A 14,664-nucleotide genomic window follows, 5' to 3' on the forward strand; every position below is an offset into this window, starting at 1 on the left:
ACGCGGCTTCTGATCACAGGCGGTAGTCGGCGGCACCGGCCGCCAACGCCATCCCGTGGCCCGGACGATGACTCGGGACGTCCAGTGTTCCGCCGCTGACGGTCGGGCTGCCGTCGACCAGCAGTGGCTCGAGGCGGACATGGTCGTTGAACCATTCGACATGGCGTAAATGCGGAACCGCAGCGGCTACGGGCGCGTGCAGCGCCGGGGCGCAGTGCCCGGAAATATCCAGATTGTGTGCGGCGGCGACGGCAGCCGCGCGGAGAAACCCGGTGTAGCCACCGCACCGGGTGGTATCGAGTTGCAGGCAACTGACCACCGGTGCCATGGCTTGCGCGTCGTATGCGTCGCTGATGTACTCGCCGGCGGCAACATCGGCGGTGATGCTCGCCCGGACCTCAGCCAGCCCCGGTTTGTCGTCGCTGCTGACCGGTTCTTCGAACCATCGAAGCCCGAGCTCCCGGAGGTCGTTGCCGACCCGTTTGGCCTGCCCCGTCGAGTAAGCCCCGTTGGCGTCGACCATCAACTCCACGTCGGGACCTGCGAGTTCCCGCAGTAGGGCCGCCCGGCGCACGTCCCACGCGGTGTCGCCGCCGAAGTCTTTTCCGATCTTGATCTTCATTCCCTTGCAGCCGGCCGCCTTCCATGCCGCCACATCCTGTGCGATCTCGGCGTCACAGGACGAGACGAAACCACCGGAGCCGTAGACCGGAACACGCTCTCGAACCTGACCCAACAACGTCGTGACGGGCACGTCCAGCAGCCGGGCCTTGAGGTCCCACAGGGCGATGTCAACAGCGCTGAGTGCTTGCATGGCAAGCCCTTTGGACCCGATGTTGCGGCATGCTTGATGCATCGCCGACCATGCCCCGGTGATGTCGAACGGATCGCGTCCACGAAGCACCGAGTGAAGATTGTCGCCGATCACCGCGGCGGCGGCGGTGCCGCTATAGGTCCAGCCCAATCCACACCGGCCGCCACTGTGGACCACGGCGACCACGGCCGTCGTCGCATCCCACTGCAGTGTGCCGTCAGCCTCGGGATGCGGAGTCGGAAAGCGGTAGGCCGACACCGCAATGTTCTCGATGCGGGCTCGTTGCGTCATGAGGCCTTGTTCCGGTGTCGAAGTAGCGCCAGGCTTGCGGTGAGTGCGACCGCAGTGCCGGCAGCCGCGAGATGACCAGCCCTCGGGCCGCGGCGGTCACCATCGTGGTTGCCGATACCGTCGGCGAGGACTTCCACGCTGTGGCGCGGCACGCGATCCGGTGCCAGGTGGGCGATCTGAGTGCGGCAACTGAAGCCGTCGGCGATCACCGATGTTGTCGCGTCCGCCGCGCGCACCGCCGGCATCAGCTTGTCCTCGGCGCAGGTCACCGAGACGTCGTAGTGGCCACGTTCGAAGCCGAAATTGCCTGCCAAGCCGCAACATCCGGCGTCGAGGATCTCGGTGGAAAGGCCCGTTCGATCCAGAAGTTCGTGCTCATCACCGACCCCGAGGATCGCGTGCTGGTGACAGTGGGGTTGCATGATCGCTTTGCCATCGCGTTCGCGGGGGCGCCACTCGGGGGCGCGTTCGGCCAACAGCTCTGCGATGGTGCGCGTCTGGTGGGCCAGACGGTGAGCGTCCTCGTCCCCGTAGAGGAGCTCGGGCAGATCCGAGCGGAAGACTGCCGCGCAACTGGGCTCCAGCACCACGACCGGGGTGCCCTGGCGCAGAGCGGGTTCCAGAGCTTTGAGCGTGCGGCGCAGTACGTGCTTCGCGACGTCGAGCTGACCGGTAGAGATCCACGTCAACCCACAGCACACGGCTTCCCCGGGAACTTCGACCTCGAAGCCGGCGTCTTCCAGAACTGCCACCGCGGCTTTGGCGATGTGCGGATCGAAGTTGTTGGTGAAGGTATCCGGCCAGAGGACGACGGTGCCGCGTCGATGTGACGCGGATGCGGGGCGACGACGGAACCACTGGGTGAACCGCTCGGCGGCGAATCGCGGAATGTCCCGGTGCTGATCGATACCCCCTGCTGCCCGCAATGCCGTAGTGAGGCCGGGTGTGTGTGCCAGCGCGTTGACCGCTCGGGGGGCGACGGCTGCGATTCTGGCCAACAGGGGTAGCCATCCCATCGAGTAGTGCGCCAGCGGACGTAGCCGACGCTTGTAGTGGTGGTGCATGAATTCGGCTTTGTAGGTGGCCATGTCGACGTTCACGGGGCAGTCGCTGCGGCATCCTTTACATGCCAGGCAGAGGTCGAGCGCATCGCGCACCTCCGTCGAGCGCCAGCCGTCAGTGATGACTCCACCGCGCTCAGGGCCCTGCAGCATCTCGAAGAGCAATCTGGCTCGGCCTCGTGTCGAGTGCTCTTCTTCGCCGGTGGCTCGGTAGCTGGGGCACATGACTTCCGATTCATGACCGCGACACTTGCCGACCCCTACGCAGCGGTTGGCCGCTCGGGAGAAGCGATGGTCGTCGTCGGGATAGGCGAACAGTGTCTCGGGTTCGATCGGGTGGAAATCCGAGCCCCACCGTAAGTCGGCGTCCAGCGGACGCGGATGCACTACTTTGCCGGGGTTCATCTTGTCGCGTGGGTCGAAGATCTCCTTCAGTTCCGCGAAGGCCTGAATGATTCTCTCGCCGAACATGATCGGCAACAGCTCACCCCGCTGCTGACCGTCGCCGTGTTCGCCGGACAGCGATCCGCCATAACTGGTGACCAGATGCGCGGCCGCTTCGACAAAGGACCGGTACTTCGCGACGCCCCCAGCGCTGGTCAGGTCGAACGGGATCCGGGTGTGCACACACCCCTGGCCGAAATGGCCGTACACCGAGGCGTCGCCGTAGTCGTATCGCGTCAACAGCTGCTGGAAGTCGCTGAGATACTCGCCCAATCGCTCGGGCGGTACGGCGGCATCCTCCCAGCCGGTGTGGGTATCCCGGCCATCGGGCTGGTGCGCTGTGGCGCCCAGACCCGCCTCCCGGGCGCTCCACATCCGCTCCTGCTGCTCAGGGTCGTCGATGATGACCGCATCGAGATCGCCGGCATCGGTCAAGTCGTGGATCATTGTCCGAGCACGCTCGTCGGCGTGGTCGGGGTCGTCGCCGTTGAACTGCACGATCAACCAGGCGTCACCGTCGGGCAGTTCGTCCAAAGCGCCTTCAGCCAGGTGCTTGACGTGCTCGAGCGATACCAGGCGACTGTCGAAACCTTCCAGGGCCGCCGGCTGGTGCGGCAGGATCTTCTTGACCGCGGCTCCGGCGGCCTGGATGTCGGCGAACCCGAGGACTGCGAGCACGTGCGCTTTCGGCCGGCGTACCAGCGCGATCTCGGCGCGCAGCACCGTGACGAGCGTGCTCTCGCTGCCCACCAGCAGTTGCGCGACATCGAACCCTTTTTCAGGCAGCAGGCTGTCCAGGTTGTAGCCAGATACCCGGCGCGGGATGTCTGGATAACGTCGGCGGATGTCGTCAGCGTAGTGCTCGCGCAAAGCGCAGAGTTGACGGTAGAGGTCGGCCCGTTCGTCGTCGCCGCCGAGGATCTCGGCCAGCTGCTCGTCGGAGGTGCGTCCTACCCACGTCTGTATTCCGTTGTAGGTCAACACTTCCAGTCGGCGCACCGAGTCCACCATTTTGCCGTAGGCCTGCGCCGTGGCCCCACATGAATTGTTCCCGATCATGCCGCCGATGGTGCAGCTGACGTGGGTGGACGGACGAGGTCCGACCATCCACCCGGTGTCGGAGAGCGCTTCGTTGAGCTCGTCGAGTTTGATGCCGGGTTCGACCACCGCGGTGCCTACCTCCTCGTCGACCGAGAGCACCCGCGTGCAGTATTTACTCCAGTCGATGACCACGCCGGTGTTGGTGCACTGGCCCGCCAGGCTGGTTCCGCCGCCCCGGGAGAACACCGAGCAGCCGTGATCCCGGCACGTCGAGATGGCTTCGGTCGCGGCCTCCGGCGTACGGGGGATGACCACCCCGATCGGAATCTGGCGGAAGTTCGAGGCATCTGTGGAGTACGCGCTGCGACTACCGGTATCGAAGCGGACTTCTCCGTCGACACGGCGGGTGAGGTCCTCGCGGAACGCGGCTCGCTTGTCACCCATTAGTTGATTCGAGTCAAGGATTGCCATGGGGAAACTCCTGTCAAACCGGTTTGTGCTCAATGGCGTCGGGTACGCGCTTCATCGGGTGCCCGCAGATATGGAGGAGAAACATGGCAGAGACGGTCGCGGACTTTTTGCTCTCGCGCTTGCGTGATTGGGGGGTCCGCCACGTATTCGCCTATCCCGGTGACGGGATAAACGGCATTGTCGGGGCATTCGGCGCGGCCGATAACAAGCCGCAGTTCGTCCAGGCAAGGCACGAAGAGATGGCTGCGTTCGAGGCCACCGGATACGCCAAGTTCACAGGTGGCCTGGGCGTGTGTATGGCGACCTCTGGCCCGGGCGCCGTGCATCTGCTCAACGGGCTCTACGACGCCAAGCTCGACCACGTGCCGGTGGTGGCGATCGTCGGTCAAACCGCCCGCAGTGCGATGGGCGGCTCCTATCAGCAGGAGGTGGATCTGCAGTCGCTCTACAAGGACGTCGCGAGCGACTACTTGGTCGAAGTCAACGTCGCCGAGCAACTCCCCAATGCGCTGGATCGAGCCATTCGGACTGCGCTGACCCGACGCGCGCCCACCGCATTGATCATCCCGTCCGATCTGCAGGAGGAGGAGTTCACTGCACCGCAACACGCGTTCAAGCAAGTGCCGTCGAGCGATCCGAGCTTTCAGTGGCCGGTGCTGCAGCCGCCGGAGGAGTCCGTGCGGCATGCCGCCGAGATTCTGAATGCGGGTGAAAAAGTCGCGATCCTGATCGGGCAAGGCGCCCGCGGCGCGGCCGAAGAGGTGAAGAAAGTCGCCGAGCTGACCGGTGCCGGCGTCGCCAAAGCTCTGTTGGGCAAGGACGTGCTGCCCGACGATCTGCCGTATGTGACCGGCTCGATCGGCCTGCTCGGCACCAGGCCCAGCTACGAGATGATGCGGGATTGCGACACGCTGATCATCGTGGGGTCGAACTTTCCCTACACGCAGTTTCTGCCGAAGTTCGGCCAAGCGCGTGCCATTCAGATCGATGTCGATGGGACCGCCATAGGCATGCGGTATCCGACCGAGATCAACATCGTCGCCGACGCTGCGGCGACCTTGCGTGCGGTGATTCCACTGCTCGCACAGAAGGATTCGACGAAATGGCGTGACACCATCACCGGAAACGTGGCCCGGTGGTGGGAAACGATGGAAAAGCAGGCCATGCTATCGGCCAAGCCGGTCAACCCGATGCGAATCGTGTGGGAACTGTCGTCCCGATTGCCGGGTGATGCGATCCTATCGGCAGATTCCGGCTCGTCGACGAACTGGTACGCCCGCTGCGTGAAGATTCGGGATCGGGTCCGGGGATCGCTATCGGGAACGCTGGCCACCATGGGCCCCGGTGTCCCTTATGCGATCGGAGCCAAGTTCGCTCACCCCGATCGGCCCGCTATCGCCCTGGTCGGCGACGGCGCGATGCAGATGAACGGTTTGGCCGAGCTGATGACCATTGCCCGGTATTACCGGCAATGGTCGGACCCGCGCTTGATCATCTGCGTGTTCCACAACAACGATCTCAACCAGGTGACATGGGAACTGCGAGCGATGGGCGGCTTTCCGAAGTTCGAGGAATCTCAAGCGCTTCCCGATGTCTCCTACGCCGACATCGCCAGGTGTATGGGTTTGGAGGCGATTGCCGTCGACGATCCCGATGACATCGGGACGGCGTGGGACACAGCGTTGGCCGCAGACAAGCCGACCGTACTCGATGTGCGCTGTGACCCCGAGATGCCGCCGATTCCGCCGCACGCGACCTACGAACAAGGCAAGGAACTGCTGACCGCGCTCGCCAAGGGCGACTCAGCTCGCTGGCACATCATGATGCAAGGGGTCAAGACCAAGGCTCAAGAGTTCGTGCCGCACCGCGAGGGATGATGGCCGTGAACTGGCTTGCGCTCGGCCGTGCCGGATTCGGTGCCGTCGTGCTCCTCCGCCCGGACGAGGTCGCCGGACACATCGGAGACGTGGAGTTGAGCGACGGAACCCGCACAGCTATGCGCATTCTCGGTGCGCGGCTTCTGGTTGAGTCGGCCGTGTGCGCGGTGCGGCCCACTCGCTGCGTGATAGCGCTGGAGGTGGTTGTCGACGTCATACATGGGGCGACGATGGCCGCGGTAGCGGTGGTCAGCGATAGCGACAGCCGCCGCCGAGCGGCGGCTGCCAACGTGCTGACCGCGGCGGCGTTCGCAGTCGCCGACGTCGCCGCGATCAAGCGACATCAGCGCAACGCAATGGCTGAGCCCAATGTCCTGTTGGGATGGCGCGACGCCACGGCGGACCGGCTATGCCGGCTGATGCGCATTCCAGGACGGTGACGGTGGCACCCTCCTGGCTTGTGGTGCTCTCATGGTGCGCGCTGGCATTAGCAGGCGTGAGCACGCTGGTGATCGTGGCCGATATCTACGCACGCGGTTATAGCCAGCGCATGCGGGTGATGGAGGCGGTGTGGCCGGTCACCGGGCTCTACCTCGGACCAGTCGCGGTGTGGATGTATTGGCGCTACGGCAGGCCGCAAAGCAACAAGTGGCTGGAAGAGCACGGCCTCGACGCTCCACCCGACAAACCGAAATGGGCCACCACCGCAATCGGAGTGAGCCATTGCGGTGCCGGATGCACGCTCGGCGACATCATCGCTGAATTCGCGGTATTCGCACTGGCACTTCAATTGTTCGGGCGGGCGCTGCTACCGGAGTACATCGGCGACTACATCGCCGCACTGGCGTTGGGAATTCTGTTCCAGTACTTCGCGATAGCGCCGATGCGGGGATTGGGAGTGCGTAAGGGACTGGCCGCTGCGGCCAAGGCCGACGTACTGTCGCTGACGGCCTTCGAAGTCGGACTGTTCGGTTGGATGGCACTGATGGCCTTCGTATTCTTCGGATCGCACCCGCTGCACCCAGACAGCCCCGTCTATTGGTTCCTGATGCAGATCGGGATGGTCATCGGCTTTGCCACCGCGTGGCCGGCCAACGTCTGGCTGATCAGGCGAGGCATCAAGGAAGCAATGTGAACGGCTGGGAGCACGCGCTGATGGGCGACTGGCACCAGGCGCCGTGGGCAGCCGTCAAGGCGTTGACACTCTTCGTCACTGCTGCGGCGGCGTTTCGCTTCACCCAACGTCGTGCGATCGCAGAGTTCACCCCGTTCGATTGGGTGACTGCGGTCGCCGTCGGCGCAGTCGTTGGCAGGACCGCGACTGCGCCCGACACCGCATGGTTGACCGGAGCCGCGGCGCTGACGACGTTGATCGCGGCGCATGCAGCGGTCACCCGGATGCGGTTCGTTCCGGCGTTGCGGCGGATTGTGGATCCGCCGCTACGGGTGCTGATCCGCGACGGCCGGATCGACGAGCGAAATCTGCGACGCAGTGGGCTGACTCGCGCCGACCTCGACGCGGCCCTGCGGCAACATGGCCACCGGAGCCCAGCCGACGTTCATCTGGCATTGTTCGAAGAGAAAGGCGCGGTGTCGGTGCTGACGACGACGGTCAAGAAGGATTGAAACCGCCGGGGACAAGCGACGTTGGGGAGGCACGGCGTGCGACAGTCGATTGACGGACCATCGGCCGACGACGTTGATGCGGTTCTGCGCGCTTCCCGCGCGCTGGTGGGGATTGCCGCCGCGTCGATAGCCGAGATCTCTGAAGTCGTCACGGTTCCTCAGCTGCGGGTGCTGGTGATGATCGACACGCACGGTCCGCTGAACCTGGCCTCGGTGGCCGACGGTCTGGACATCAGTGCGTCCAACGCCAGCCGGATCTGCGACCGGCTGATCAAGGCCGGCTTCCTGCACCGGCAGGATTCTGCGGCAGACCGGCGCAACATCTCGCTGTCCCTGACCACTGAGGGCAGGCAGCTGGTTCGCAAGATGAATCGTCACCGGCGCCGTTCGATCACCCGGGTGCTGCGCGCCATGAGCGCCACGGAGCGCGATTCGGTCATCACGGCGCTGGACGCTTTCGCGGCCGCCGCCGGTGAACCGGCCGACGATGCCGGGCTCCGTTTGGTGTGGCCGCCGGCCTGACACGACCGATTTGTTACCGGTCCGCGCTCTGGTGTCGACATCAGACGTGAGAACGTAGACCTCTATGCAATCGCACAGCTTCGTCACCTATGAGGAATTCGGGCGCCGGTTCTTCGAGATCGCGGTGACCGAGGAGCGGGTGGCTGCCGCGTTCGCCGAGATCGCCGGCGGCGAATTCGAAATGGGCCCGATGGCCCAGGGGCCAGGCGGCCTGGCCAAGGTCACCGCCAAAGTGCGGATCCAACAGCCGACCGCCCGCCGCAGCGTGGGCGACACCATCACCTTCAACGTGCGCATCCCGCTGGTGATCGAGCTGATCGTGGACCTGCGGGTCGACAAGCAGCGGTTCAAGGTCGACGGCGACATCGCGCTGCGGGCGACCGCCCGCGCGGCCGAACCGCTCACCCTGGTCATCGACGTCGCCAAGCCGCGGCCCTCCGACATCGCCGTGCATGTGACGTCGAAATCCGTGCGCGGCGAGATCCTGCGGATCGTGGCCGGTGTCGACACCGAGATCCGCCGCTTCGTCGCGGCCTACGTCGCCGACGAGATCGACAGCCCCGCCTCGCAGCAGGCGAAGGTCATCGATGTCGAAGAGGCCGTCGCCGCAGCCTGGGACTGAGCGAGCGATTCCACGGCAGCAGGCTGCGGGCGGATTAACGGTGTCTTAACGAAATCTTGCGCAAAGCGGGTAACCCCATGCGATGAACGGGTTGAGTAGACGGCGATGACCGCCGTCGACGTCGAGCCTGCAGCGCCGCAGTGTGATCCGGATCCCAGGTCCGCCCGGCTCACGCTGATCCGTCGCATCGCCGTCGGAGTCTGGCTCGCCGGGATCGTATTGTGGACTGCCACAAATGGTTTGGCGCTCAACCGTGAACTCGTACTGCTCTACGTGTGTTCCGGGCTGCTGGCCGCCAGCATCGGAAGGCGTCGGGTGCTGCTGATCGTGCGGGACTGGCTGCCCTTCGCCGTGGTGCTGATCGTCTACGACCTGAGCAGGGGAGCGGCCGGGTTGATCGGCACCCCCACCCAGTGGGTGTGGCAGCCGGAGGTTGACCGTCGGATGTTCGGCGCGGTGCCCACCGTGTGGCTGCAAGAACACCTCAAGATGCCGTCCCCGCCCTGGTGGGAGGTGGTCATCAGCACGGTGTACATGTCGTTCTTCATCCTTCCGTACGTGGTGGCGGGCGTGCTGTGGTTGCGCGATCGGGCCGAGTGGAAGGCTTTCGTCCGTCGTTTCCTGGTGCTGTCGTTCGCGGCGCTCGCCATCTATGCGGTGCTGCCCGCGGCCCCGCCGTGGGCGGCGGCCCGCTGCGAGCCGGCCGACGTCGCCGGTGGTCCGTCCGCACCGCCGTGCATGTTCAACCCGGTGCCGCATGCCGACGGCGGGCTGCTGGGGCCGGCGACCGCGCAGCACCCGGGTGCCAACGACGTGGTGGAGCGGATCTCCAGCCGGGGATTCGGGATGCTGCATCTGGACGTGGCCCGCGCGCTGCTGGACGAAGGCCAGGCCAGCGTCAACCTGGTCGCCGCCATTCCCTCGCTGCACGCCGGGCTGTCGGCGATGATCGCGGCATTCCTGTGGGGGCGGGTCGGCCGGCGCTGGCGCCCGCTGCTGGCCGCGTATGTGGCGATCATGGCGTTCACCCTGGTGTACGCGGCCGAACATTACGTCGTGGATCTGCTGCTCGGGTGGGCACTGGCCGCGGCGACCACATTGGCCGTCCGCAGCTACGAGCGCCGCCGGCTAGCCGCGGCGGGACCGCCCGGTGAAATTGAGTGGCCGCCCGACGGCACTGAGTTGGCTGAGAACGTCCTCGACGCGCGCCCTGGGCACCTCGGCCCGCCATTGCGGGAGGCTACCGGTCAGCTGTAAGGAGCTGGGCCCCAACGACAGACTGGTCAGGGTCAGGCCGCCGGCCAGTTCTGGAAGCCGCACCGGATAGGACGGCAACCGAGTCGGCAACGCCCACCGACGCCGAGTGGTGCGCAGCGCCCGCGGATGCAACCACAACGTCGAGCCGTCCAACTCCACGTCCACCTCCACACTGCCCAGCCGGGGGTGGCGGGTCCATCGCAACCGCGCGATGCCGTCGTCGTCGACGTGGCCCGTCAGCCGGGGCAGCGATTCGGAGAACACCGCGTTGAGCGCCGCAGTGGAGATAACCATGGTCACCTCGACCGGTGCGGCCACCAAAATCGGCGGAACGCCCGGCTTCAAGTGCACATTGTGCAAGACCATCGTGGCGCCCTCGAAATGGTGATTGCCCCAACGGATGTCGGTCGCCGTTATCCGAACGTCGTTGAGCTGACCGACGGCAAGGCCACGAACATCGAGACGAGAGTTGAATTCGGTGACAGTCAACGTGATGTCCCCGCCATCGAGTCGCACGGTCATCGTCCGGCCGACCACCAACCGTTTGACGGTCATGAACACGGTGCGATACGCCATCGCCGCCCCGGTGCTCACCGGGAAGGTCGCCGCCGACGACCACACCGAGGACAGCAGACCCAGCGAACGTGCCATAGGGCTACCCATCCTGCTCGGCGGGCCCGGCCGGGCGCAACAGTCCCAGCCGCGAGTTTGTATTCGCCGGGTGAGGGTATAACTGGCCCGATGACGTCCGTGGTGGTGGTGGGAAGCGGGTTCACCGGGTTCGAATGCGCACGACGGCTGCAACGCCGCCTGCACCGGCACCACGCGGATGTGCAGATCACCCTCATCTCGCCGATCGACTACATGCTCTACACACCGCTGCTGCCCGACGTGGCCGGCGGCCTGGTGGACGCGCGGTTCGTCTCCATCCCGCTGGCCGGCATGCTTCCCGGGGTTCAGGTGATCCGCGGTCGCGTCGACAACGCGGACCTGACGGCGCACACGCTCGCCTACACCGACCCGGAGGGCCGAACCCGCGAGCTGGGCTGGGATCGGCTGGTGCTCACGCCCGGCTCGGTGACCCGCCTGTTCGACATTCCGGGCCTGGCCACCTACGCCCGCGGCCTCAAATCGATTGCCGAGGCGCTCTACCTGCGTGACCACTTCCTTGAGCAGCTGGAACTGGCCGGTATCGACTCCGACCCCGCGGTGGCCGCGGCCCGACGAACCGTGGTGGTGGTGGGCGCGTCGTATTCGGGCACCGAATTGGTCGTCCAGCTGCGGGCACTGGCCGACGCCGCGGCCCGTCAGATGGGATTCGATCCGGAATCGGTGCGCTTCCTGCTGCTGGACCTCGCCGAACAGGTGATGCCCGAAGTGGGTGAGAAACTCGGCAACGCCGCGCGGGAAGTTCTGCGCGATCGTGGTATCGACGTGCGGCTGGGCCTGACACTGAAGGAAGTGCACGCCGATCACGTTGTGCTCAGCGATGACTCGCGGGTCGACACCCGAACGGTGGCCTGGGTGACGGGCGTGACCGCCGCTCCGCTGATCGAGACGCTCGGCCTGCCGACCGAGAAGGGGCGGCTGAAGGTCGGCGCGGACTTGCGGGTGCCCGGGCACCCCGACGTGTTCGCCGCAGGCGACGCCGCGGCGGTACCCGACCTGACCAAGCCCGGCACGATCACTCCACCCACCGCGCAGCATGCGGTGCGACAAGGAAAAGCGTTGGCGCGCAACGTGGCCGCCAGCCTGGGATTCGGCACGTCCAAGGACTACCGGCATCGGAACATGGGTTTGGTCGTCGACCTCGGCCCGCGCAAGGCCGTGGCCAACCCGCTCAATGTCCAGGTATCCGGCCTGCCCGCAAAGGCGGTCACCCGCGCCTATCACCTGTATGCGATCCCGCGGGGAGTCAATCGGTGGGCGGTCGGGCTGGCCTACCTCACCGACCTGATCTTCCCGAGGACCCTGGTGTCGATGGGACTTGCCAGCCAGGAAGATGCCCAGTTCTCGACCAGCGAGGGCATACCGATGCTCAAGGCCGACTGACTACAGATCCAGGGTCAGGTGGCCGCCGTCGGGCGCGCGTGACACGCACGTCAGCATCATCCCCTCGACCCGTTCGGGTTCGGTGAGAAGCGTATCCCGATGCTGCACAACGCCGTTGATGACACGAGTGCGGCAGGTGCCGCAGAAGCCCTGCTGGCAGGAGTACGGCGCAGGCACACCCTCGCGCTGCAATGCCGACAGCAGCGTCTCGTCGGGCCGCACGGCCACCGTCGTGCCCGTGGACGCCGCCGTCGCGGTGAACCTGGTGCCGTCGACCACGGGTGGGGCGGCGAACCGCTCGAAGTGCAATTCGACGTTGCCTCGGCCTGCCAGTGCGGCACGAATCGCGGCGAGCATGGGCGCGGGCCCGCAGGTGTAGACGCCCGCGCCATCCGGGCAATCACCCAAAAGGTCGGCGGCCGTGGGTATTCCGTGTACATCGTCGGTCCGGATCTGCACCCGTTCGCCGAACCCGCGCAGCTCGTCGAGGAACGGGATGGACTCGCGGCTACGCCCGGTGTAGATCATCGACCAGTCGACACCCAACCGCTGCGCGAGGCTCAGCATCGGCAGGATCGGGGTGATGCCGATACCGCCTGCGATGAACCGCAGCCGCCGGGCGGGGGAGCCGTAGCCGGGAACGGTGAGCGGGAACGCGTTTCGCGGGCCACCGGTGGTCACCGTGGCCCCCACCTCAAGGTCGTCGTGCACCTCGATCGATCCGCCACCGCCATCGGGGATGCGCCGCACCGCGATCCGGTAAGTGGTGGGCACGGCCGGGTCGCCGCATAGCGAGTACTGCCGAATACGCCCACTGGGCAGCCGGATGTCCACATGCGCGCCGGGATGCCAGGCAGGCAGAGGCCGTCGATCCGGCGCTGCCAGGGTCAGCGCCACGACGTTCTGATCACGCGCGACCACCCGGCGGTCGACGACCTGCAGCGTGGACGTGCGCTCGCGGTACTGCGGAACTGCCGGGCGTCGCACTGCGCCGCTGATCGCCCACAGGGCGGTGATCGAGGCGTCGGTGAGGCGCAGAAACGGATCGTGGCGAGTGCGGCCCGACGCGCTCGGCGGCGCGGGCCGTGGCCGGATCCTCACAGGTGTGCGGCGCGGGCGGCCGGCGAGCTGGCCAGGTAGGCGACGGCCTGCGCGGTGGACCCGACGTCCTCGGGTGAGTAGTTCGGCCGGAAATAGGTCAACGTGGTGGAGCCGAACAGCCGGCGGTACTTGGGCAGCAGACCCAGCTTGGAGTCGCGGGCCCGCAGCCGCTGCATCTGCCACCAGGTCATGTTCAGAGTCGGGTCGGTGCGGCACAGATACCAGCTGCCCCGGTTGAAGAAGCCGGCCATCAGCGTCACCGCCATCGCCATCGACCGGATCCGGTCGAGGTAGCTGTCGTGGAAATAGACCGCGACGTCGTGTGCGACGTTGCGGTGCTCGACCTCTTCACTGCCGTGCCAGCGGAACACGTCGACCAGGGTGGGATCGGCGTCGTAGTCGTCCCAGGCGCAGTTCAGCGCGAAGTCGCCCAGCACCGCGGTGTAGTGCTCGATCGCCGCGATCAGCCACAGCCGGTCGCACAGATTGTTCAGCCGCTTCCGCGGGTCGGGCGACGTACTGGGCGAGAGCACCTGGCCGAACACGAAGTCGAGCTGGCGCAGGATCGGCTCGGCGTCCACGCCGCGCGCGACCATCAGTTCCTGAAGAACCAAATCGTGCGTGTCGGCGTGGGTGGCCTCCTGGCCGATGAACCCGCGCATGTCCTCGGCCAGCCGCGGATCCTTCACCAGCGGCAGCGCTTCGTTGTAGGTGTCGACGAACCAGCGCTCCGCGACCGGGAGCACGACGTTGAGCAGACCGATCACGTGTGAGGCGACCGGGTGGCCGGGAATCCAGTGCAGCGGCGCATCGGATACGTCGAAGGCGACCTTGCGGGCCTGGATCTGCACCGGTCCCGGATCGATCTCGCGTTCGAAACGGCGTGGGCGCAGCATGGGCAAACCTCCCGGCGGTGACTGCCGAGGAGTCTAGCTCGTCACGGGGCGGGGTCAGCCGACCTGAGTCGGCGTGACGATGACGGTTCCGGGAGCACCCGGAGTCGGCCGGGAACCACCGTCGGACGGGATCTGCTGGGCAGGCGCCGAGCCCGGTGCGCTGGGCGCCGGTGCGTCGGGCTGGGCAGCCTTGGTGCAGTTCAGCATCAACGACATCTTGCCGCTGGCCAGGTATTTCTGGCTCTGCACGATGCACTTGGCCTGGGGCACGTCGCTGCCCACCGAGCCGCCGAAGACCGTGGAGATGCCTTGGGCGTGCAGGATCGCGACCGCCTTGTAATACGGTTCGCCGAGGATGTTCATCGTGCCGCCGGCATTCGGGTCGGCGCTGCTGGACCCCATGCTGAGGGCGGCTGCTGCCGAACTTGCGGCAAGCGCGCCGGCGGCCACCAGGATGAGCCTTTTCACTCCAACCTCCGTCTGTGTCTGCGGTCGAACATAGCCCAGGGAGCTTGGAGGTCGCTCTGCGAGCAGATCACACCAGCCTCTTGCGACCTCTATCGCCACAAGGGCATGGATTCGTTTCACC

At 66.2% G+C, this 14,664-nt stretch carries 13 protein-coding genes and 1 pseudogene; 8 read left to right on the forward strand and 6 right to left on the reverse strand.

Features of this window, described 5'->3' with window-relative positions; genetic code table 11:
* Window positions 1-13 precede the first annotated feature (13 nt).
* Both BST42_RS12500 and BST42_RS12505 read right to left on the reverse strand, forming a co-directional pair.
* Window positions 14-1,105 carry an enolase C-terminal domain-like protein gene (locus tag BST42_RS12500; RefSeq protein WP_083118977.1) on the reverse strand — a complete coding sequence of 364 codons (1,092 nt, stop codon included), beginning with the start codon at window positions 1,103-1,105 and terminating at the stop codon, window positions 14-16.
* Complete coding sequence (locus BST42_RS12505) at window positions 1,102-4,095, reverse strand: FAD-binding and (Fe-S)-binding domain-containing protein (RefSeq protein ID WP_207569488.1); 2,994 nt, start codon at window positions 4,093-4,095, stop codon at window positions 1,102-1,104. The genes BST42_RS12500 and BST42_RS12505 overlap by 4 nt, the downstream gene beginning before the upstream one ends.
* Before the next feature lie 110 nt (window positions 4,096-4,205).
* On the opposite strand from BST42_RS12505, the gene BST42_RS12510 reads away from it, so the two are divergent.
* From BST42_RS12510 to BST42_RS12540, 7 genes are all read left to right on the forward strand, one after another.
* Window positions 4,206-5,999, forward strand: coding sequence for a thiamine pyrophosphate-requiring protein (locus tag BST42_RS12510; protein ID WP_083118980.1), 1,794 nt, complete (start codon window positions 4,206-4,208; stop codon window positions 5,997-5,999).
* Window positions 6,000-6,004: 5 nt separating this feature from the next.
* Window positions 6,005-6,439, forward strand: a complete 435-nt coding sequence (locus tag BST42_RS12515; RefSeq protein ID WP_133057451.1) for a hypothetical protein — start codon at window positions 6,005-6,007, stop codon at window positions 6,437-6,439.
* A 56-nt stretch (window positions 6,440-6,495) separates the two neighbouring features.
* Complete coding sequence (locus tag BST42_RS12520) at window positions 6,496-7,134, forward strand: DUF4396 domain-containing protein (RefSeq protein WP_237159390.1); 639 nt, start codon at window positions 6,496-6,498, stop codon at window positions 7,132-7,134.
* Window positions 7,131-7,625 carry a DUF421 domain-containing protein gene (locus BST42_RS12525; RefSeq protein ID WP_083118983.1) on the forward strand — a complete coding sequence of 165 codons (495 nt, stop codon included), beginning with the start codon at window positions 7,131-7,133 and terminating at the stop codon, window positions 7,623-7,625. Before BST42_RS12520 ends, BST42_RS12525 begins: the two co-directional genes overlap by 4 nt.
* A 36-nt stretch (window positions 7,626-7,661) precedes the next feature.
* On the forward strand, window positions 7,662-8,147 hold the full coding sequence (locus BST42_RS12530) for a MarR family transcriptional regulator (protein ID WP_237159392.1): 486 nt from the start codon (window positions 7,662-7,664) through the stop codon (window positions 8,145-8,147).
* Window positions 8,148-8,211: 64 nt separating this feature from the next.
* Window positions 8,212-8,769 (forward strand): hypothetical protein, encoded by a 558-nt coding sequence (locus tag BST42_RS12535; RefSeq protein ID WP_083118986.1) that lies wholly within the window; start codon window positions 8,212-8,214, stop codon window positions 8,767-8,769.
* A gap of 105 nt (window positions 8,770-8,874) precedes the next feature.
* Window positions 8,875-10,026, forward strand: coding sequence for a phosphatase PAP2 family protein (locus tag BST42_RS12540; protein ID WP_083118988.1), 1,152 nt, complete (start codon window positions 8,875-8,877; stop codon window positions 10,024-10,026).
* A 42-nt stretch (window positions 10,027-10,068) separates the two neighbouring features.
* On the opposite strand, the pseudogene BST42_RS30470 reads toward BST42_RS12540, so the two are convergent.
* Window positions 10,069-10,689: pseudogene (locus BST42_RS30470) on the reverse strand (hypothetical protein); the annotation flags it as partial.
* A gap of 78 nt (window positions 10,690-10,767) precedes the next feature.
* On the opposite strand from BST42_RS30470, the gene BST42_RS12550 reads away from it, so the two are divergent.
* Window positions 10,768-12,078, forward strand: coding sequence for an NAD(P)/FAD-dependent oxidoreductase (locus BST42_RS12550; protein WP_083118990.1), 1,311 nt, complete (start codon window positions 10,768-10,770; stop codon window positions 12,076-12,078).
* Here BST42_RS12550 and BST42_RS12555 read toward each other — a convergent pair whose 3' ends face one another.
* From BST42_RS12555 to BST42_RS12565, 3 genes are read right to left on the reverse strand one after another with little or no spacing between them, the layout of a single operon-like run.
* On the reverse strand, window positions 12,079-13,179 hold the full coding sequence (locus tag BST42_RS12555; protein ID WP_083118992.1) for a PDR/VanB family oxidoreductase: 1,101 nt from the start codon (window positions 13,177-13,179) through the stop codon (window positions 12,079-12,081).
* On the reverse strand, window positions 13,176-14,075 hold the full coding sequence (locus BST42_RS12560; protein ID WP_083118994.1) for a metal-dependent hydrolase: 900 nt from the start codon (window positions 14,073-14,075) through the stop codon (window positions 13,176-13,178). Before BST42_RS12560 ends, BST42_RS12555 begins: the two co-directional genes overlap by 4 nt.
* A gap of 54 nt (window positions 14,076-14,129) precedes the next feature.
* A complete protein-coding gene (locus BST42_RS12565; RefSeq protein ID WP_083118996.1) occupies window positions 14,130-14,543 on the reverse strand; it encodes a hypothetical protein in 414 nt (137 codons plus the stop codon).
* Between the last annotated feature and the right edge of the window lie 121 nt (window positions 14,544-14,664).

Source organism: Mycolicibacterium rhodesiae (assembly GCF_002086695.1).
GTDB lineage: Bacteria > Actinomycetota > Actinomycetes > Mycobacteriales > Mycobacteriaceae > Mycobacterium > Mycobacterium rhodesiae.